This window comes from Paenibacillus sp. p3-SID1389 (assembly GCF_025151705.1).
Lineage (GTDB): Bacteria > Bacillota > Bacilli > Paenibacillales > Paenibacillaceae > Fontibacillus > Fontibacillus phoenicis.
Genome location: NZ_JALXVO010000034.1, coordinates 28,350 through 48,493 on the forward strand (window position 1 = coordinate 28,350; position 20,144 = coordinate 48,493).

Annotated in this window: 14 protein-coding genes and 1 pseudogene; 13 read left to right on the forward strand and 2 right to left on the reverse strand. The window is 53.9% G+C overall.

The genetic code is table 11. The annotated features are described in order from the left end of the window. The first annotated feature begins 100 nt into the window (after positions 1-100). From fabI to M3G15_RS14425, 12 genes are all read left to right on the forward strand, one after another. Complete coding sequence (gene fabI, locus M3G15_RS14370) at positions 101-871, forward strand: enoyl-ACP reductase FabI (protein WP_009226939.1); 771 nt, start codon at positions 101-103, stop codon at positions 869-871. 203 nt (positions 872-1,074) lie between these two features. Next, positions 1,075-1,944, forward strand: coding sequence for an inositol monophosphatase family protein (locus tag M3G15_RS14375; RefSeq protein ID WP_260071325.1), 870 nt, complete (start codon positions 1,075-1,077; stop codon positions 1,942-1,944). 56 nt (positions 1,945-2,000) lie between these two features. Next, on the forward strand, positions 2,001-2,249 hold the full coding sequence (locus tag M3G15_RS14380) for a hypothetical protein (RefSeq protein WP_198136241.1): 249 nt from the start codon (positions 2,001-2,003) through the stop codon (positions 2,247-2,249). A gap of 119 nt (positions 2,250-2,368) precedes the next feature. Next, positions 2,369-3,628: a stalk domain-containing protein gene (locus M3G15_RS14385; protein ID WP_260071326.1), complete on the forward strand. Its 1,260-nt coding sequence runs from the start codon at positions 2,369-2,371 to the stop codon at positions 3,626-3,628. 271 nt (positions 3,629-3,899) lie between these two features. Further along, a complete protein-coding gene (locus tag M3G15_RS14390; protein WP_260071327.1) occupies positions 3,900-6,218 on the forward strand; it encodes a glycoside hydrolase family 65 protein in 2,319 nt (772 codons plus the stop codon). Further along, positions 6,215-8,584, forward strand: coding sequence for a glycosyl hydrolase family 65 domain-containing protein (locus M3G15_RS14395; RefSeq protein ID WP_260071328.1), 2,370 nt, complete (start codon positions 6,215-6,217; stop codon positions 8,582-8,584). Before M3G15_RS14390 ends, M3G15_RS14395 begins: the two co-directional genes overlap by 4 nt. Positions 8,585-8,630: 46 nt before the next feature. After that, positions 8,631-9,263 carry a beta-phosphoglucomutase gene (pgmB, locus tag M3G15_RS14400; protein ID WP_009226945.1) on the forward strand — a complete coding sequence of 211 codons (633 nt, stop codon included), beginning with the start codon at positions 8,631-8,633 and terminating at the stop codon, positions 9,261-9,263. A gap of 229 nt (positions 9,264-9,492) precedes the next feature. Beyond that, entirely contained in the window at positions 9,493-11,322 is a 1,830-nt protein-coding gene (locus M3G15_RS14405) for a sensor histidine kinase (protein ID WP_260071329.1), read from the forward strand. A 20-nt stretch (positions 11,323-11,342) separates the two neighbouring features. Next, positions 11,343-12,668, forward strand: coding sequence for a response regulator transcription factor (locus M3G15_RS14410; protein ID WP_260071330.1), 1,326 nt, complete (start codon positions 11,343-11,345; stop codon positions 12,666-12,668). A 104-nt stretch (positions 12,669-12,772) separates the two neighbouring features. Then, on the forward strand, positions 12,773-13,717 hold the full coding sequence (locus tag M3G15_RS14415; protein WP_009226948.1) for a carbohydrate ABC transporter permease: 945 nt from the start codon (positions 12,773-12,775) through the stop codon (positions 13,715-13,717). Between the two features lies 1 nt (position 13,718). Continuing rightward, positions 13,719-14,585, forward strand: a complete 867-nt coding sequence (locus M3G15_RS14420) for a carbohydrate ABC transporter permease (protein ID WP_260071331.1) — start codon at positions 13,719-13,721, stop codon at positions 14,583-14,585. Between the two features lie 132 nt (positions 14,586-14,717). Further along, positions 14,718-16,175 carry an ABC transporter substrate-binding protein gene (locus tag M3G15_RS14425; RefSeq protein WP_260071332.1) on the forward strand — a complete coding sequence of 486 codons (1,458 nt, stop codon included), beginning with the start codon at positions 14,718-14,720 and terminating at the stop codon, positions 16,173-16,175. A gap of 392 nt (positions 16,176-16,567) precedes the next feature. Here the strand turns inward: M3G15_RS14425 and M3G15_RS14430 are convergent, their stop codons facing one another. Beyond that, complete coding sequence (locus M3G15_RS14430; protein ID WP_260071333.1) at positions 16,568-17,539, reverse strand: bile acid:sodium symporter family protein; 972 nt, start codon at positions 17,537-17,539, stop codon at positions 16,568-16,570. 865 nt (positions 17,540-18,404) lie between these two features. Here M3G15_RS14430 and M3G15_RS21775 point away from each other — a divergent pair. Further along, a pseudogene (locus M3G15_RS21775) lies at positions 18,405-18,608 on the forward strand (transposase); the annotation flags it as partial. Positions 18,609-18,690: 82 nt separating this feature from the next. Here M3G15_RS21775 and M3G15_RS14440 read toward each other — a convergent pair. After that, positions 18,691-20,001, reverse strand: a complete 1,311-nt coding sequence (locus M3G15_RS14440) for a glutamate-1-semialdehyde 2,1-aminomutase (RefSeq protein WP_311202283.1) — start codon at positions 19,999-20,001, stop codon at positions 18,691-18,693. Positions 20,002-20,144 lie beyond the last annotated feature (143 nt).

Here is a 20,144-nt window from a genome sequence, read left to right on the forward strand (position 1 = left end):
CTGAGGACAAGCCGTCGCTGAACGCCGGCTCTCTTGAAAAATGAAGGGAAATACGGTAAGTTGTACAAAATGAAGGTGTACTTAAAAGAGGAGGATATTCATGGGTAATTTGTTAGCGGGGAAAAATGTGATCGTGATGGGGGTTGCCAACGAGCGCAGCATCGCGTGGGCGATTGCGCAAAGCTTGGCAGAACAAGGCGCCCGTCTGGCTTTTACATATGAGAGCGAACGCGTAGAGGGCCGGGTTCGCAAGCTGGCCGAAACGATTCCAGGTTCACTGATCCTGCCGTGCAACGTGACGGTGGATGAGGAGATCGATCGACTGGCCGACGCACTGCGGTCCGAATTTGGCGTTCTGCATGGTCTGGTTCACAGCATTGCGTTTGCCAAAGGCGAGGATCTGGCGGGTGAGTTTATGGACACGTCCCGCGAAGGTTTTGCATTGGCTAACGACATCAGTGTCTATTCGCTGGTAGCCGTATCGAAGCGCCTGTCTCCGCTCATGACGGAAGGCGGCAGCATTATGACGATGACGTACATGGGATCGGAGCGCGTGATGCGCAACTATAACGTGATGGGCGTAGCTAAGGCCGGACTGGAAGCATCGGTACGTTACCTGGCTAACGACCTCGGGCCGAAGAACATCCGCGTCAATGCGATTTCGGCTGGGCCGATCCGTACGCTGGCCGCGAAGGGGATCAGCGATTTCAACTCCATCCTCAAGCAAGTTGAGGAGAAAGCTCCGCTGCGCAAAACGACGGACACCGCTGAAGTTGGTGACACGGCGATGTTCCTGATCAGCCATCTGTCCCGCGGAATTACCGGGGAGGTAATTTTTGTAGACGGCGGGTATAATATCGTAGGTGCATAACGTAAAGACCGCATGCGGTTAGTCAGCAAAAAGTTCGTTTCCGGAGGGGACACATTCCCTGCTATTGGACACGGACTTTTTGCATATAAAGTAAAGTGGCTTTCGTTTGAATTCCAAGGCGGGCAGGCGAAAGGACGCAACTTTGCAAATTTAAGGACGTATAGTTTTTAGGAAGCAAATTATCAGTATAAGATGAAAGTAGAGTGAATCGATTGGAATCGAATCCGAAAGTTCCATATGTGGTAGGCAGTAAGAGTCCGACGGCCGTAGCGATCAACTGTGCTGCAAAAGCGGGAGAATGGATCAAGAGCCGGCTGGGGGACTACCGTGATCTGAATACGAAGCAATCGCCACATGATTTGGTAACGGATGTGGATAAGGGTGCGGAAGCGATGATTCGCAAGCTGATCTTGACGCATTTTCCAGATCATGAGATCCTTGGCGAGGAAGGGGTAGCCCCGGGAGCGGCGGCATCTGCTGCAGCGCTGAAGCAGGGGAGCGAATCGGAGTATTTGTGGATCGTCGACCCGGTGGACGGAACGACCAATTTCGTGCACGGATTTCCGTTTTTTTGCGTATCGATTGCGCTGGCATATAAAGGTGAGGTCATTATCGGCGTGATTTATGACCCTATACGCGACGAGATGTTTGTGGCGGAGAAAGGCAAAGGCGCCTACATCCACGGGCAGCCGTCGAAGGTGTCCGCCGATGCGACTTTGTCCGGCAGCGTCGTTGCGGTAGGGTTTAACCCGGACCGGGATTTTGCCTTGCCGGTAAACATGCGTGGACTGAACGCGTTGTCCGGTGAAGTGCGCAGCCTGCGCGCCGCGGGTTCAGCCGCTTTGCATCTGGCGTATGTTGCTGCTGGTCGGCTAAGCGGATATTATGAGGTTGGACTGAACGCCTGGGACGTCGCCGCCGGCGCACTGATCGTGAAGGAATCGGGAGGAATAGTGACAGATACCGCAGGTAACCCTTATCACATCGGCGTACGTCATTTGGTTGCCAGCAATGGCAAAATCCATGACGAGCTGCTGAGTGTTATCCGGGCTGCCGATGCGACGGGCCTGTAAAACGAGTTTGGCGACAGCAAATGTTTAATCCATATTTACCGGAAGGAGTGTCCAGGATGAGCGATAGCAAGGAATTGGAACGCGAGCTCAGCGAGATGCTGACGGAAGGGGAATACGGCAATGAGAAAGAACGCCGTGAGGAGGAACGCAGAAGATTGTCACCGAAGTACGAAATCCGAATTCAGACCACGTTGGACCCGATCGTGGAGGAGACGCTGAATTATCGGAAGATGGCCAAGGAAGTCGATGGCCGTTATGATGAGTATTTGAAAAGGACCGGGCGCGCGGAGAAAAAACCGGAATAACGCAGAGTACGCAGCATAAGCCGGTGTAAGATGCATCAACGAGACCTGAGGCCAACAGCGAAAAACCTCAGGTTTTTCGCGCTATTATACTTATTTCTTTATCCAAGGAGTTGAAAAGCTTGAAGCATCATCGGATGAACAAGGCTTTCGTTTTGGCGGGAGCGCTCGCCCTCGTTCTAATCTTGTTCAGCGGCATCGCCGCAAAACCAGCCCAAGCTGCGGAGGCTGTCGACGACTACCTTATCGTTGCGCTGGGCGATTCCATTACAGCCGGGTACGAACCGGGCATGACCGAGCAGAGCGTCCCCTACGGCTTCGTCGAACGTCTTAGAGAACAAGGGCTGTTTCATGAGCGGACGTCTGCCGTCAATTACGGCATTCTGGGTCTGACCAGCGAAGGCTTAAAAAATTACGTTACCGCGATCCAGAAGGGTGTGCCGGCGGCTGCTGCAGACATTCAAGCGAACGTGCCCGATCCGCGCATTGCTTCCTTTGCGGCGGGGATCGCCCAAGCGAAGGCTGATCTGCAGAAGGCTGATTTGATCACGATTACGATCGGCGGGAACGACCTGCTGAAACTGCTTCCTGATGTGAAAAACATCTCGCTCGATCAGCTCCGCGCCCAAGGCGATGAGGTGTTGACGCGTTATGGTGACAACCTGCGCGAGATCGTCCGCATCTTGCTGGAGTTGAATCCTTCGGCGCAAATCGTGATTGCGGACCAATATCAGCCGGTGCCGAAGCTGGCCGGCGCAGCGATTTACGATGAGCTGCAGCAGCTCGCCGGTAAGTTTACCGCTATCGTGGATGGCATTGTTGCTGATCACGCAGGTGATGCGAAGCCGGTAAAAGCAGCCCATGTAGCAGTGGCTTTTACGGGGCGGGAAATTTCGCTGACGCATATTTTCTCCGACACGGATATCCATCCGAACCAAGCCGGATATGAGGAAATCGCCAAGATTTTCGCTGAATCGGTTTGGGGCAGCTATCGGACGACAACCGCCAAGACCGGTGGAGCCCCGATATCCGTTGTGGTTAAGGGCAAGGAGTTAAACACGCCGTATCCACCGATCTTGAAGAACGGGCAGACGTTCGTGGCCATTAAGGACATCACTGATGCGATTGGAGCGCAAAGCAAATGGGATTCCCGCACCTCCACTGCGACGGTTACCTATGGCAGCCGGACGGTTGTGATCCCGATTGGCGCGAAGCAAATCAAAGTAGATGGAACGCCGGCGACGACCGCAACTCCAGCTTTCCTGCAAAAGGTCGGCAAAGAGAACAAAACCTATGTTCCGCTCGCTTTGCTCGTGCAGGGGCTTGGGCTGGATGTTCAATACAGCAGCAAAATGAAGACGGTATTTATCAACGAACTTTAATATTAAAATAGTTGGCCGACAAATCGCCGGAGCGTGGAGAACGCTCCGGTTTTTTTGTGTTGCGGCTGGCGCCAGCCCCCCAGATGTATATGGCTGCCGGCTTCTCTCGATATTATCCCGATGAGTCAGGGGGAGTGAACGAAAGGGATGCCAAATCCGTATGATCACACATAAGCTCCTTAGTCCTGGACATTTGGCCGCAAAGGGCGTTCCGCTAAGCTAAGTGGGAGAGGTTTATTTTAGGGATACACATAAAAGGAGATGGCGGAACATGCCGAAAATCGCGGACAAATATTTACAGGTCGACCCCTGGAAGGTCGTGGAGGTAGGTTTTGATCCGGGGCGTAACCGGGTCAGCGAGTCGATTTTTTCACTGGGGAATGAATATATGGGGGTCAGAGGCTACCCGGAGGAAGGGTATAGCGGAGATACGCTGCTGGGCAGCTATTTCAATGGGCTGTTTGAGGAGAGCCCGGTGACGGCTCATTACAAGGGGATTATTAAATCGCTGCGCTTTATGGTGAACGCGGTGGATTGGCTTCATACGCGGATTACATTGGATGGGGAAACGCTGGATCTGGCGGTGAGCCGGTTCAGCAACTTTCGGCGGGAGCTGGATTTTCGCACAGGAATCTATACCCGGGAGTTCGTGTGGCATACCGCCAGCGGGAAAGACGTCCAGATTACGTTTGAACGCCTCGTCAGTATGAAGGTGTCCCATCTTGGGGCACAGCGGATGACGTTGACGCCGCTCAACTTCACTGGTTCGATTCAAGTGCAAACCGGCCTGAACCTGAAGGTGATCCATGAGGATCAGCAACGGTGTTATTGGAAGGAGCTGAAACAGGGGGAAGCAAAAGATATCGAAGGAACCGGGATCGCGGGGATTCTAGGGGAGACGGTGAACACGGGGAACCGGTTGTTTTCCGGATTCCGCGTAGTTGCACCGGACGCCGTTACGGACGAGTTAGTGCAGGAAAGCTGTTACATCGGCCGGGCACTGACCTTGAAGCTGGAACAGGGCAAGCGCAGCACGCTGGATAAACTCGTTGTGAACGTGGCTGAGAAAGACCGTACCACGCCGGACGATGACCTTTGGCTGCGAGGGATCGAGCTGACAGCTCGGCACACCCAGGCGGGGTTTGATGCGGCGGCGGCCGACCAACGGGCGTATTGGAACCAGGTGTGGGCGGAATCGGACATCGCGATCGAAGGCGATCCGGAGAATCAGCAGGGGATCCGCTTTTGTATTTTTCAACTGTATCAGACTTACCACGGGGATAACCCCGGCTTTAACATCGGTGCAAAGGGGCTGACCGGCGAGGCTTATCGGGGGCTGGCTTTCTGGGATACGGAGTCGTATTGCTTGCCGTTTTATATTTTTAACAATCCGAAGGCAGCGCGGAGCTTGCTCGAATTCCGTTATCGGACGCTTCCTGAGGCGTTGAAGCGGGCCAAGGAGCTGGACTGTGAAGGAGCGTTTTATCCGATTGCTACCATCGACGGAACGGAAAGCTGCGATCTGTGGCAGCACTCCAATCTGCAGCTGCATGTCGGCACGGCGGTAGCGTACGGGTTGCGCCATTATGTGAAAATTACGGGTGACAAGGCGTTTCTGTATGAAAAAGGCGCGGAAATGCTGATCCAAATCAGCCGTTTTTACGCGTCACGCGGCCAGTGGGGGCAACAGTCGGGCAAATACGGCTATTTCGGCGTCATGGGCCCGGATGAATTCCAGCTGATGGTGAACAACAACTGTTATATCAACCTGATGGCCAAGAAGTTGTTCGAATATACGCTGGAGGTGCTGGAAGCGATGCGGAGCGAGGCTTCCGCCGCTTATGACGAGATGGCAGCACGGCTTGGCCTGACGGAGGAAGAGCAGAAGGATTGGCAGAACAAGGCGCAGCATATGAAAATTCCGCGGGATGAACGGACGGGGATTTTTGAAGAGCATGATGGCTTTTTTGACCTGCCGCATCTGGATATTCACGCCATTCCGGTCACGGAGTTCCCGCTGTATTCGCATTGGTCGTATGATCGACTCTACCGTTACGACATGATTAAGCAGCCGGATGTGCTGATGTTCATGTTCCTGTACAGCAGCGAATACTCGCTCGAGGAAAAACGCGCTAACTACGATTATTACGAGCCCCGCTGCATTCACGAATCGTCGCTGTCGCCGTCGATCCACTCGATTTTGGCGGCGGAAATCGGACGTTCGGATGAGGCGTATAAGTTCTTTGAATTTGCGACCCGGTTAGACCTGGACAACTATAACCGCAATACGCGGGAAGGCTTGCATACCACGTCAATTGCGGCAGCTTGGATGAACATTGTGTACGGGTTCGGCGGGATGCGGTCCGATGGGGAGTTGCTTGCGCTGAATCCAAGTATCCCTGAACGGTGGGAAAGTTACCGGTTTATGGTGACGTATCGCGGCACGAAACTGCAAGTTGAAGTGGACCAGAATCAGGTTAGCATCCGTGCGATGTCCGGCGGCGTGGCGGAAATTTTGGTGTATGGCAACCTGGTCAACATCGATGAAGCCGGGATTCGGTTGCCGCTCCGAAAGGCGGTCGTTCAATGAGCTGGATCGTTAGAGAAAGCGGGTTTGACCCGGAGCGGATCGCACATCACGGCAATAAGTTTATGATCGGGAACGGGGTTCTTGGTTACCGGGGGACGTTGGAGGAGTTCAGCAAAAGTGAGCTGACCGCAACGATCGTCGCCGGCCTGTACGACCAAGTTGGGAGCAAGTGGCGTGAGCCGGTGAATGCCCCTAACGGGCTGGAGACGAATGTTTTTTGGAACGGCACGCGGCTAAGCGTGTTGGAGGCCGGAAATGTGGCCACAGGGGATAGCGCAGTGAAGAGCGAGAGTGCAGGCGGAGAGCGCGATCGAAGCAGACCAGAGCTTGTGGCTCACGAGCAGTCGCTGAACCTGCGTCAGGCGGTACACCGCCGGCGGTCGGTTTTTCGCACAGGGGATGGCGCAGAGGTCACGATCACTTCGGAGCGGTTTTGCAGTGCGGCGCGCACGGAGCTGATCGTATGCCGCTTCACCGTGGAGAGCAGCCAGGATGGCGAGCTGACGATCGTCACCGGCATTAATGGCGACGTCTGGGACATCAATGGCCCGCATCTTGTGCGGATGGAGAGCGGAGCGCATGCGGCAGGGGATGACGCAACCTGGGAGGTCGTGTCACTTACCGCTTCGACGCAGGAGCTCGGCTTGCCGATTACCGTAGCGGAAGCGGCAGAGGTTGCGAGCGGCGGGGAGCATGAAGTTTTACGCGAGGATCTATCCATCCGCCGCCGGATCCACGTGCGTTGCCGGGCCGGGGAACCGGTCGTGCTCGTAAAAGCTGTCGCCGTGGTGGCCGGACTGGAAGGGGAAACGGCTAACCAGGTTCAGGCGGCAGCGATCCAGTCGGCCCGGGAAGCGCGGCAGCTTGGTTACGATCGGCTGCTGAGCGAGCACGCCGAATATTGGGAGCGCAAGTGGAGCGCCTCCGACATTATCGTTGTAGGCGATGACGAAGCCCAGCTGGCATTGCGCTATAGTATGTACCAGCTCCATATCATTGCACCGGAACGCTCGGAGAAAGTGTCCATTCCGGCTCGCGGGTTGTCCGGCCAGGTATACAAGGGCGCGGTGTTCTGGGATACGGAGATGTTTATGCTGCCGTTCTTCCTGTATACCCAGCCAGAGGTGGCACGGAACCTGATGATGTACCGGGTGCATACGCTGGGCGGAGCGAAGCGCAAAGCCGCCGAGTACGGCTATGAAGGCGCATTTTATGCCTGGGAGAGCCAGGAAACAGGGGAGGATGCCTGCACCTTGTTTAACGTCAATGACGTGTTCACCGGCCGTCCGATGCGAACCTATTTCCGCGATAAGCAGGTGCATATCAGCGCGGACGTGGCGTACGGGATCTGGCAGGTTTACGCGTTTACAGGCGATGACCGTCTGCTTTTGGATGGCGGGGCGGAGGTCGCGTGGGAGTGTGCGAAGTTCTTTTATTCGTATGGGTATTTCAACCCTCGGAAGCAGCGTTACGAAATCCTCGACGTTACGGGGCCGGACGAATATCATGAGCGGGTGAATAACAACGCGTTCACGAACCGGATGGTGAAGGAATGTCTGCGCATCGCTTTGGATGCCATGGAGATTCTAAAGCGCGGCAACTCCGAGCGGTATGAGCAGTTGCTGGCAGGCAGCTATATACAGCCGGAGCACATTCGCGACATGTATGAACGGTTGTACGTTCCAGAGCCGGATGCCCAAAGCGGGTTGATTGAGCAGTTTGACCGCTATTACGCGCTGGAGGACGTTGCGCTGCCGCAACTAAAATCGCGAATGCTGCATCCCCACGAGTATCTCGGCGGGGGAAACGGACTTGCGACGACAACGCAAATCCTCAAGCAAGCCGATGTAGTGCTGATGCTGCACCTGTTTAAGGACGATTACGATCCAGCAATCAAAAAAGCGAACTGGGCTTACTACGAGCCGCGCACCGAGCACGGATCGAGCCTCAGTGCTTGCATCTATGCACTGGTGGCAGCGGATACGGGATCACCGGACTGGGGTTACCCTTACTTTATGCGGACGGCGACGATTGACCTAACCGGCGATGCCAAGCAATACGTCGGTGACTTGTACATCGGCGGCACGCATCCCGCTGCCAACGGCGGGGCGTGGATGGCGGCGGTGTTGGGATTTGCCGGCTTACGGTATGACGGAGACAAGGCGGTGCTTCGTCCGGCGTTGCCATCAGCCTGGCAGGCGATCGAATTCCCGGTACGCTTAGGCGGCGGCTCTTATCGGATCCGTGTCAGCCGGGAAGAGGTGGTCATCACGGCTCATGGCGATAATCCAGCTGGCCTGCGGTTTACCGTAGGAGAAGGAGAGCTGGCGGTAGCGCCGGGCCAGGAGGTTCGGATCCCCGTATGATACGGTCCGTTAGGAGTGCAAACGAAAGATTAAAGGAGAATCCATCATGTTAGAAACAATGAAAGGTGCGATCTTCGACCTCGATGGCGTGATCGTTGATACAGCCAAATACCACTATCTCGCCTGGCGGGCGCTGGCGCGACGGCTAGGTTTCGAGTTTACCGAAGCCGACAATGAGCGGCTGAAAGGTGTCAGCCGCATGGAATCGCTGCGCATCCTGCTTGAGGTGGGCGGTGTGGAAGCCACGGAGGAAGAACGCGAGCGGATGGCGGCAGAGAAGAACCGCGAATATGTCGAGTATATTTCCAAGCTGGAGCCTTCGGAAATTTTGCCGGGGGCGAAGGAGTATTTGCTGCAGCTGCGCGAGCGGGGCGTCAAGGTCGCGCTTGGGTCGGCGAGCAAAAACGCCGGGTTCATCTTATCCCGGCTGGGCATCGAGGAGCTGTTCGACGCGGTGATCGACGGCACCAAGGTGTCCAAGGCGAAGCCGGACCCGGAGGTGTTCCTCGCGGCTTGCTCGGCGCTGGCGTTGCCGCCGTCTGAATGCGTCGTGTTTGAGGACGCAGAGGCGGGCGTGCAGGCGGGCAAAGCCGCAGGCTGCCGCGTCGTCGGCATCGGCAGCCCGGACATCCTGGCTGAAGCCGATCGGGTCGTCAGCGGGCTGCATGAACTGGTGTAGCTGGCACGTTTGATCGCTTTGCACGAAACCCAATAAAGTCCCCCGGAAATTTCCGGGGGACTTTTTGTTTTTTTTAACTGGCAAGAATCCCAAAATCCCCTACACTAAGAAATAGGCAGGGGCCCGCCCATCCGCGAGAACAGGTGGAACCGCCACGATCTTCGTAGAAACGCGCATACTTGCCGGTTTTTAGAATTGCTATAGTTAAATTGCCGGAGGTGCAACACCATTGAAGCTAAAACTCAAGAACCCGCTAGCCAATTTGAACGTTAAACAGCAGATGATCCTCCTCTTCATTGTGATGGTCATTCCGTTATTTATTCTGAACGCCTACGGCAACTATAAAGCGGATCAAGTGTTGAAGCGAAATGTCACCAACGCCTATATCGAGCTGAATAAGCAGAATTTCCGGCTCATTACCCGGGATATCGAGGCGATTAACAAGGTTACGTCAACCGTATTCCAGCATCCGCTGCTCCAGCAGCTGAACCCCAGCGGTGAAAGCTCAGAGACCGTCCTGGATCGGGTCAAAAACTACGAGAGGCTGGAGAACCTGCTGCTCAATTACTCGCAGGAAACCGATCAGCGGGAGCCGGTGTATTATTCGCTATACGTCTACGATCCGGACAACGCGTATTTCTTTGCCCCATATTATCCGGATGCGCGAAAGGCGGGCGTCTATTTTTTTCTCGAGAACGAGAAGCCGGAATGGTTTGATGAAGCCGTCGCGCAAAAAGGAAACGGTTACCTGCGCCTCATTGAGCACCTGTCTCCCTCCGGCCAAGGCCTGCCAAATCAAAAAACGCTCGCTTATATCCGGGCGATTAACAGCATTTACAAAAACGGGACGATTGGCGTGCTGGTCGTGTCCAATGTAGACGGGCGCATCGGCGAATCGCTGCAAACTGTCTCAATTCCAGAGGGCGAGCTGTATTTTACCGATTGGAACAACCGGATCCTGACCTCCACACCGAACCTTTCGTCCACGCCAACGGGTTCCATATTGGATTTGCCGCCGGAAGCGGATCTAGGCGATTCGCTGATTGGGGTAAAGGATGTCATTACTGAGGATTTCATCTATGTGATTAATTATAATTACGTTCTGCAGCAAAAGCTGGTGTACAAAGTGCCCATCAAGGCCATGCTGCAACAGCAAAACGAAATCAAACGGATTATTCAGCTCATTTCCATCGCTTATTTTGTGGTGGGGCTGGTGTTAATCTTATATTTCTGGCGGTCGCTGATGACCCCGATTCAAAAATTGGTTTATTTCGTCCGCCGTTACGAGCCGGGCAATGTGGTGCCGGAGACGCCGTACCGGGAAAGAAACGACGAGGTCAGCGTGCTCATTTCTACAATCTACGAGATGGCTCGCCGCCTCAATGGACTGATTCATTATAAATATCAGATGGACATCAAGCAGAAGGAAGCCCAGCTGCAAATTTTGTATCAGCAGATTAACCCGCATTTGCTGTACAACACGCTGGAGAGTATTTATTGGAAAAGCGCGATGGAAGGAAACACCGCCTCCGCCGAAATGATCAAGGAGCTGTCCAAGCTGATGAAAATCAGCCTGAGCCGCGGCCGGGAGCTGATCACGCTGGAGGAAGAGCTGGAGCATGCTTCGGCTTACATCAAGTTGCAGGAGCATCGTTATGAGTATGGTTTCCGCGTGATCTGGGACATTCCATCGGAACTGCATTCCACCATCATTCCAAAAATCACGCTGCAGCCGCTTATTGAGAACGCTATCATTCATGGCGTTAAACATATGGGAGAAGATGGCGAAATCATGATTCGCGCCGAAGCGGACGAAGCGCAGGGTTGTGTATACATTAGGATCGCCGACAACGGGTATAAGCCGGTCGACTTCGACGCCATCGACAAGCTGCTGAATGACGAAACGCCAAGCCCATCGTTTGGTTACGGCATCCGCAATATTCATCAGCGGCTTCGGCTGCATTTTGGGCCGGAGTACGGTTTGAAATACATGGGCCGCCCTGAAGGCGGAACCATCGTCACCATTACCCTGCCGCTCACCGTGAACCGGAACGAATAAAACGAACAGGGGGAACCACGATGTACAACGTATTGGTCGTCGACGACGAACCGTTGATCTGCAAAGGATTATCGGGACTTTTAACCGCTTCAGGACTGGATATCGGCCAGATCTACACCGCGTATAACGGGCACGAAGCGCTGGATTATGTCCGAATGGAGGAAGTAGATCTGCTCGTCACTGACATCCAGATGGGAGAAATGAACGGGATCGAGCTGATGCAGCAGGCGAAGCTGATCAAGCCATGGGTACAGACGATCATCATCTCCGCGCATGAAACGTTCCAATACGCCCAGATGGCGATCCGGCTTGGCGCCAAGGACTATTTGATTAAGCCGCTGAACAGTGAGCAGTTCCTGGATTCGGTGCGCAACGCGCTGCTCAAGATGGATAAACCGATGCCGCAGAGCGAGGAGCTGTTGTCCCGGGGCGCTGAACATTTCCGCATGGAGGAGCCGCTTCCGGAATACGGCGAACGGTTGAACCGCCTGTTAAGTGATCCCGCCGAAGGGGACGAAGAGCAGAGGTTTGCGGAAGCTGAGCGATTGGGGCTGACGGGGCCGTATTTTTCCGTGATCAAAATCAAGCTGGCCATCCCCGCTGACAAGCAGCAATCCGGAGATCGGGATCGGGATGCCTGCCTGTTCCGCTACGCGGCGCTGAATATCGTGAACGAGCTGCTGCATCAGGAGTGGCGCGCGGCATCTTTTTATACCCAGAGTCTGGAGATCGCCCTCATCTTGCAGTGGAATGAAACGGAGTACGCCGAACCCAATCTCAATAAAATCAACCAGCTCGAAATGCTAGGCCGCAGCCTGCATCATCACATCCATAAATACCTTGGCTTGCGGTGCACGGTGGGGATCAGCCAGATTCTCAAAGGTACGGGGTTTCTGAGCTTGCTAAGCTGTCAGGCGGACAAAGCGATGCTGTGGGGAGGAGAACACGGGGATCACCATGTGTTTTATTATGGCGATTTTAACTGGCACAGCTATACCCAGGATCCTTCCACGGAGGAGCTGACGAAGCAGAATAACCGGATCGTGGAGAGCGCCAAGAAGTATATCGAGGAGAATTACCGGCAGAAGGGGCTGACCATCCACGAGGTGGCCCGCAACAATCATGTCAGCCCCAATTACTTGAGCTATCTGTTCAAGAAAAATACCGGCTACAACCTGTGGGAATACGTGATCAAGCTGCGGATGGAAGAGAGCAAAGCGCTGATTCTGAACACGGACCTGCGCCGTTACGAGATCGCTGAACGCGTGGGTTATGAGTCGCCGGAGCATTTTAGCAAGATTTTTAAGAAATACTTTGGCGTCAGTCCCACGGAACTGAAGAAATAACGATGAAGTAAGAACGACCATAGTTCACATAGTTTTAGACATGTTCGCCGTCCGGCTGCTTTTCTACAATGAGAAGAGACACTACGTAGAAAAGAGGGAGAACGATGGGGGAACCCGTGATTTCACCGGGGAACATGCAGCAGAACACGGTTAAAACGTCCGCCTCCGCTTCGCGGAAGCCGCGGCGGGGGTCGAACTGGAAGCAGTACATGTGGGGGTATCTATTTCTGGTACCGGCGATCGCCATATTTATCGTGTTCTTATGGGTCCCGATCATCAAAGGGATGGTTTACAGCTTCTATAACATTGATTTCGTCAAAGGTAACACATTTGTCGGACTGGACAATTACGTGAAGGTGTTTCATAACCCCGACGTACTTCTGTCGGTTCGCAACACCTTGTATTATATGCTCCTCTGCTTGGTTATCGGCTTTTGGGTGCCGATCGCGGCGTCAATCGCCATTTCCGAGCTGCGCTGGTTCCAGGGATTTGCGCGGATTGCCGCGTACCTGCCGTTTGTCGTGCCGGGCGTCGTCCTCTATGGGATGTGGCGCTGGATGTACGATCCGGTGGGGCCGATCAACGCCTTGCTCGGATGGTTTGGAGCCGATCCGGTGTCCTTTATTTCCGACGGCAGGTGGTCGATGGTCTCGATCGTCTTTATGGAGACGTGGCAGCAGTTTGGTTCAGCGATGCTGATTTACCTGGCCGGAGTGCTGAGCATTCCGCGGGACTGGTACGAAGCGGCGGAAATCGATGGAGCCGGCGTCTGGGCCCGGATCAAATACATCACGCTGCCATCGATGCGGAATCTGATCGTGTTGATGCTGATTTTACAGCTGATCGGCACTTCCCAGGCGTACCAATCGCAGTTAGCTTTGCTGGACGGCGGGCCAAACAAGGCTACGTTAACTTACGCCCTCCTGACAGTCAAATACGCCTTTACCCAGCTCGATTACGGGGCCGGGACCGCGCTGGGTGTTCTGATGTTCATCGTGCTAAGCGTGCTGGGCGTGTTGCAATACAAGCTGAACAAGGAGGAGTACTGATATGAAAGAAAGAGGCATCCTGTCGCCCCCCGATTTGCAGAAGCCGCTGAATAAAGTGGTATACGGATTTATGGTCTTGTGCATCGCGGTGATGACGTTTACGATGCTGTATCCGATCGCGATGACGATGTTTAACGGGCTGAAGAGCAACCAGGAGGTCAACTCGTTTCCGCCGCGATTTTTTCCGCAGGAATGGCATTGGGACAATTTCCCGAAAGCCTGGAATTACATCGATTTACCGATGTTTTTGAAAAATACTCTGCTTATCTTCGGCGGCAACCTGCTGATGACCATTTTGGTGCTGGGTCTCGCTTCGTTCAGCATTTCACGGATCCGGGTGCCGTATAGCCGGGCGATCTACTTTTTTATCCTGCTGACGTTGTTTATCCCGGCCTCCAGTTATATGATCCCGAACTTCGTCAACCTGAAGGAGCTGGGGCTGCTGAACACCTATTGGGCGTTCTGGCTGCCGGCGGGAGCGAACGCGTATTATTTTCTGCTGATGAAAAATTTCTTCGACGGCATCCACCCGGAGATCTTCGAAGCGGCCCGGATTGACGGAGCTTCGGAGTGGACCAGTTACTTGCGGATTGCGGTGCCGCTGTCCGTGCCGATCTTCGCGACGCTGGCGATCTTTATTTTCTCCACGGCGTGGAATGACTGGTTCTGGCCATCGCTGGTAATGCACACGGAAGACAAATATACGCTGGCGACCGCGATCTACAAATATGTAATTAACGCGCGGAACATGGATAGCAGCATTAAGTTCAGTATTTTGTTTATGGTGATGATTCCGCCGATCTTCGTGTTCCTGGGGTTCCAGAAGTTTATCATGCGCAGCGTGAGCTTGTCTGCAGTTAAGGGATAGGCGGATGGGTGGCAGCTTTTACAGAATCGTAGGCCTGCACACGAAAGTCATAAGATCACACATCGAATGCTAAATGTTTCTCTTTTATGATAAAAATGCAAGATTACCTAACTTATGAAAAGGGGAGTTTCAATGCGCAAGTTTTCAGCAGTGTTGATGTGTCTGATGTTGCTTGGTTCGCTGCTCGCGGCCTGCGGCGGAGGCGGGAACAAGGAAGCCCAAAATAACGGCGGCGGAAACACGGCGGCCACGGGGAACAACGGAGGAAGCAATGCGGATGCGAATTCGGGAGAAGCCGATGATATCACGCAGCGCAAGGTCACGATCAAGATCCACTATCCGTTGCCGGACGAAACGACGCTTCGCCAACAGGAGGACGATAAAATCGCCCGCTTCCAAGCCAAATACCCGAACGTGACGATCATTAAGGATGACTGGCAATACAGCGTCAACGAAATCGGCGTAAAGATGGCCTCCAACGAAGCCCCAACCTTCTACAATACGTGGGCAACGGAAGCCCAATTCCTGGTGGAACGCGGCTGGGTTGCTGACATCACGGATCTGTGGAACAACTGGGAGTATAAAGACGAAATTAACCCGGTGCTGCAAAATCAATTTATCGTTGACGGCCGAGTGTACGGGATCACCCAAAACGGTTACGTTACCTCGACGGTCGTCAACAAGAAGCTGCTGGACGAGAAGGGCATCGCTGCTCCTCCGTTCGACTGGACTTGGGACGATATGTACAACGTAGCCAAAGGGGTTGCCGATCCGAAGAAAGGGATTTCGGGGATCGCACCGATGGGGAAAGGGAACGAAGCAGGCTGGAACTGGACCAACTTCCTGTTTGAAGCCGGCGGCGATATTGAAAAGACCGAAAACGGCAAAGTGACCGCCGTCTTCAACTCCGAGGCTGGGGTGAAGGCGCTGGATTTCTATAAGAAGCTGAGATGGGAAGCTAACGCGATCCCGCAAGACTGGGCGCTGGGTTGGGGCGATGCCGTCAGCTCCTTCCAACAAGGCCGGACGGCGATGGTGATCGCCGGTGCATTTGACGTCATTCAAGCGGCGCTGAATGAAGGCGGCATGAAGCCGGAGGATGTGATCGCTTATCCGATGCCTGCTGCAGAGAAAGGCGGCAAGCATTACGGGGTGCTCGGCGGCAACTACCTCGTCATTAACCCGAATGCCACGAAAGACGAACAAGAAATGGCGTTCCGCTATATTACGTTTGATTACTTCACCGACGATGCCTTGAAAGCCGTTGAAGATACGATTCAAGCCCGCAAAGCGGAAGGCAAGTATTATGTGCCGACACCGCTGGAGTATTTCAGCGAAGATTCCGAGTATGCCAGCAAAGTGAAAGCCATTTACGAAAAATACGACAACGTGTACAAATACGATCCGCAGCTCTTCGGCCTGCTGGAAGGCAAGCCGGAAGCGCAATTCGGCACGCAGGACTACTACGCCACGATGTCCAACGTCGTCCAGGAATCGTTCTCGAAGAAGGGCACGGACTCCAAGCAGCAGCTGGATGTCGCAGCGAAGTACGTGCAAGAGAATTTCTTTGACAAAATTCAAGCGCAATAATTCGTGAGTTGGCAGGGAGTCTCCCCTTGGGTCAGGTTGACCGGGGGAGGCTTTTTTTGCGTTGGAGGGGGCGGGAGTGGTGGAGGTAGGGAGTACGATTGGAGAGTGACGATGGTGGCGGAGGAGGCTAGTGCTAATGCCAGGCGTAGGCCGCTAACGGACCTGAGAGACCTTATTTTGCGGTTTTCGGCGCGTGTTGAAATCTAACGGACCGGAGAGACGTTATTTGCGGTCTGGAGTGGAGTTCAGTACGGATTTCAGCCCAATAGCGTCATCTGGTTCCGTTAGGATGGGAAATGGCCGGGAAATGAGCGAATAAGGTCATCTGGTTCCGTTAGAAGGGACTGGAGCGGAGAGGGACGGCGCGCCCTGCCGAGCTCTCTAAATCTAAATCACGCCGACGTTGCCGTTTTGTCCGTCGACTGGTGCGCGCGGGCTTGTCGGCCGAGTACGAGGCCAACGAGGGAGGCCATTACTTGCTGGAACACCATGCCCAACACGACCGGCACGGCCACCGGGGCGGGGAAGTAAGTGACGGCCAGCACGGCGCCGGCGCTGATGTTGCGCATGCCGCCGTTGAAGACCAGCGCGACTTTGTCGGCTTCGTTTAGGCCGATCAGCCGGGACAAGCCGAAGCCAAGCGCGTAGCCGATGGCCGCGAGCAGAACGATGATGGCGGCGAGCCCCAGCAGCCGCGGGCTGAAGTCGGTCAGGTAAGGGGCGACAACCGCGCCGTTAATCGCCACGACCGAAGCCATGGCAAGCTTCGAAAACGGGTTCAGCCAAGGCCCCCAAGTGGTGATCACCTTGCCTTGGGTCCACTGGTTCAGCACCATGCCCACCAGCGATGGGACGACGATCATCCAGAACAGGCTGGTCATCATCGCCACGGCGTCAAGCCGGACGCTGGTGCCAACCAACAGCGCCAGGATGCCGGGAACAACAAAGGGAGCCAGCAGCGTGTCGATCAGGATGATCGACAAGGTCAAGGCAATGTTGCCCTTGTAGATGCTGACCCAGACGAAGCTGCTCACCCCGGTTGGAATCGCCGCAGCGAGGATAAAGCCGGTGATCGTATAAGCATCCCCGGGGAACGCCAAATGCCCCATTCCCATCGCCATCAGTGGCATGGCCAGGTGGAGGATGAACAGGCAGAGCACCAGGGGGAGCGGTTTTTTCAGCACATTAAGGAAATCATTGAAGCTAAGACTAATGCTCCCGGCAAAGGTCATGAAAGCAAACAGCCACGGAGACAGATAAGTGTAAGGAGCCAGTTTACTCCCGCAAAGGACGCCGATCAATATGCTAGTAGGGGTAATTAATGGCATTAATTTGTTCAGTTGTCGGTTTAGCGTTTGCAGCATGGTCACGACATCCTTTGGCAGTTTATCGGAAATTATATGAAAAAATATAATTGTTTACATTTACGTGGTAAATTTAGGTAGTCGACAATGAAACAAGTTTGGCCAAATTAACAAGAATAAATAGAGAGGTTGAGATGCTATGTTTAAAAGAACATTATTATGCGCCTTGACTTTAATAATTACCTTGTTCATTTCTGGGCCAGGATATGCAGCGAATGATCAAGATGATAGTCTGGGGCATGATTCTATTAGCCCACAGACTAAAATGGAAATTATCAAAACAATGGAGGAATTAACGAAGATAAGCTTGGAAAAGCTAAATCCTCAAAATTCTTCGAAACTTAGTTCGAATGCTGAAGGCACCCTGAGGAAAAAACTTTCTTCCTTGGGTGTTAGAGAGCTTACTCCAATTGAAGTGCAAGAAAAGATATCAAAAAATTTAGTAACACCTAACGTTTCAGTTCCTCCTAGTAATAGTAATGTCAGATGGTATGAGCTTAGATATACACATACCCGGAGTGGAAAGACATATGATATCCAAGAACTGTATGCTCAGGCCGTAGGGTATAACACTAATCTTTATAGTTCTAACAACACATTGTATTTGATTAATGGTACAAAAACACAGGTCAATGTTGGTCAGGCACTAATAAATGTTTACGCGAATAAATTAATCGGAGTTATTGCGTCATTGAATCCAATCACAAATATTTTACCATATGAGTTATTTGTAAAAATACCAGACGGAAGTTCCACTATTTCTATGAATTCTGATTTCATTTCATACAGATTACTTTCAACTGCTTGTTTTTCATACGTAAAAGATTCTGGAAAAAGCGACGATTATTTAACTATGATGTACGCCTATGCTTTGGCCGTCAGACGGATGATTGAGCCGGAGCCTGTGTTCGGGGATATGAAAAACAATTGGGACTTCAAACGATTCCTGCTTCGAGGCTTACCAAAAGCAAGCTTTGAAGTCGGGTGGCTTTCCCTTGCCCACAATCTGCTCAAGAAAGCAGCGGCGGACGCCAAAAACCAAGGAGCTAAGCGGTCTGTTCTCGCTTAGCTCCTTGGTTTTTTACTTATACCATCCTATCTTGTTGCTGAGGATGTTCAAAAGTTTACTTTTGGGACAGCCTCTACTATTTTCATCGGGCAATTTCTTTGAAAGAAGCCTCTGCGGCTTCCAACGTGAAGTCGATGTCGGCTTCCGTGTGCGCCGTTGTCAGGAACCAAGCTTCGAACTTCGACGGGGCGAGGTTGACCCCACGGTTCAGCATGGCGCGGAAAAAGGCAGCGAACGCTTCGCTGTCGGTGTCTTGCGCCTCCGCATAGTTCGTGACCGGATGGTCACAGAAATGCGTCGAGAACGAGCCGCGGATTCGGTTGATGGTCAGCGGCACTCCATGGCGGCGGGCCGAGTCAGCCAGCCCGTCGGTCAGCTTCACGGCGAGGCGGTCCATCTCTTCGTAGACCCCAGCGCCTTGCAACACCTCAAGGCAGGCGATGCCGGCGGAGATAGAAGCAGGGTTGCCCGCCATCGTTCCGGCCTGATAGGCCGGACCCAGCGGTGCCACCTGCTCCATGATCTCTTTGCTGCCGCCGTACGCGCCGATCGGCAGCCCGCCGCCGATGATTTTGCCGAGGGCGGTCAGGTCCGGCCGGATCGCTTCGTGGTTGGAGAGGCCGGCGTAGGTTTGAGCCGAGCCGTAGTGGAAGCGGAAGGCCGTAATGACCTCGTCGTAAATGACGAGGGCGCCGTACTGCCGTGCGAGCCGGCAGAGCTCTTCCAAGAACCCGGGCTTCGGCATCACCATGCCGAAGTTCCCGACGATCGGCTCGACCATGACGGCGGCGACGTCGTCGCCCCACTTGTCGAGCGCATCTTTCAGCGCCGAAGCATCGTTAAACGGTACGGTGATCACCTCGTGCGCGATGCTGGTCGGGATGCCGGCGCTGTCAGGGATGCCCAGCGTGGACGGGCCGGAGCCCGCGGCCACGAGCACGAGATCGGAATGGCCGTGGTAACACCCGGCAAATTTGATGATTTTGTTGCGCTTCGTATACGCGCGCGCGACGCGGATCGTCGTCATGACCGCTTCCGTACCGGAGTTGACAAAGCGTACCTTGTCCATCGAAGGGATCGCTTCTTTGAGCATACGGGCCAAGCGGATCTCCAGCTCGGTTGGGGTCCCGTACAACGTGCCGTTTGCGGCTGCCTCTTGAATGGCCTTCGTCACATGCGGGTGGGCATGTCCGGTAATGATCGGCCCGTAAGCCGCCAAATAATCAACGTAGCGATTGCCGTCCACGTCCCAAAAGTAGGCGCCCTGGGCTTTTTTCATAAAAACAGGCGCCCCGCCGCCAACCGCCTTAAACGAGCGGGAGGGGCTGTTGACGCCGCCTACAATATGCTGCAACGCTTCTTCATACAATCGTTCGGATTGCGATCGATTCATCTCTATCTTCCTTTCTGAATTGAATAACTGGTGTGAACTAGTTGATGCGCTGGCGATCCGGCAATTCAACTGCAAAAGTACATTTAATTTGTCCGGAAAACCGGCTTTTTTGTGCGATTAGCTGCAAAAGTGCATCTCACGTA

Bases quoted from the DNA above. Each gene is read 5' to 3' on its own strand.
- fabI (WP_009226939.1), top strand. From the start codon at position 101: ATGGGTAATTTGTTAGCGGGGAAAAATGTGATCGTGATGGGGGTTGCC.
- M3G15_RS14380 (WP_198136241.1), top strand. From the start codon at position 2,001: ATGAGCGATAGCAAGGAATTGGAACGCGAGCTCAGCGAGATGCTGACG.
- M3G15_RS14390 (WP_260071327.1), top strand. From the start codon at position 3,900: ATGCCGAAAATCGCGGACAAATATTTACAGGTCGACCCCTGGAAGGTC.
- M3G15_RS14395 (WP_260071328.1), top strand. From the start codon at position 6,215: ATGAGCTGGATCGTTAGAGAAAGCGGGTTTGACCCGGAGCGGATCGCA.
- pgmB (WP_009226945.1), top strand. From the start codon at position 8,631: ATGTTAGAAACAATGAAAGGTGCGATCTTCGACCTCGATGGCGTGATC.
- M3G15_RS14410 (WP_260071330.1), top strand. From the start codon at position 11,343: ATGTACAACGTATTGGTCGTCGACGACGAACCGTTGATCTGCAAAGGA.
- M3G15_RS14415 (WP_009226948.1), top strand. From the start codon at position 12,773: ATGGGGGAACCCGTGATTTCACCGGGGAACATGCAGCAGAACACGGTT.
- M3G15_RS14420 (WP_260071331.1), top strand. From the start codon at position 13,719: ATGAAAGAAAGAGGCATCCTGTCGCCCCCCGATTTGCAGAAGCCGCTG.
- M3G15_RS14425 (WP_260071332.1), top strand. From the start codon at position 14,718: ATGCGCAAGTTTTCAGCAGTGTTGATGTGTCTGATGTTGCTTGGTTCG.
- M3G15_RS14430 (WP_260071333.1), bottom strand. From the start codon at position 17,539: ATGCTGCAAACGCTAAACCGACAACTGAACAAATTAATGCCATTAATT.
- M3G15_RS14440 (WP_311202283.1), bottom strand. From the start codon at position 20,001: ATGAATCGATCGCAATCCGAACGATTGTATGAAGAAGCGTTGCAGCAT.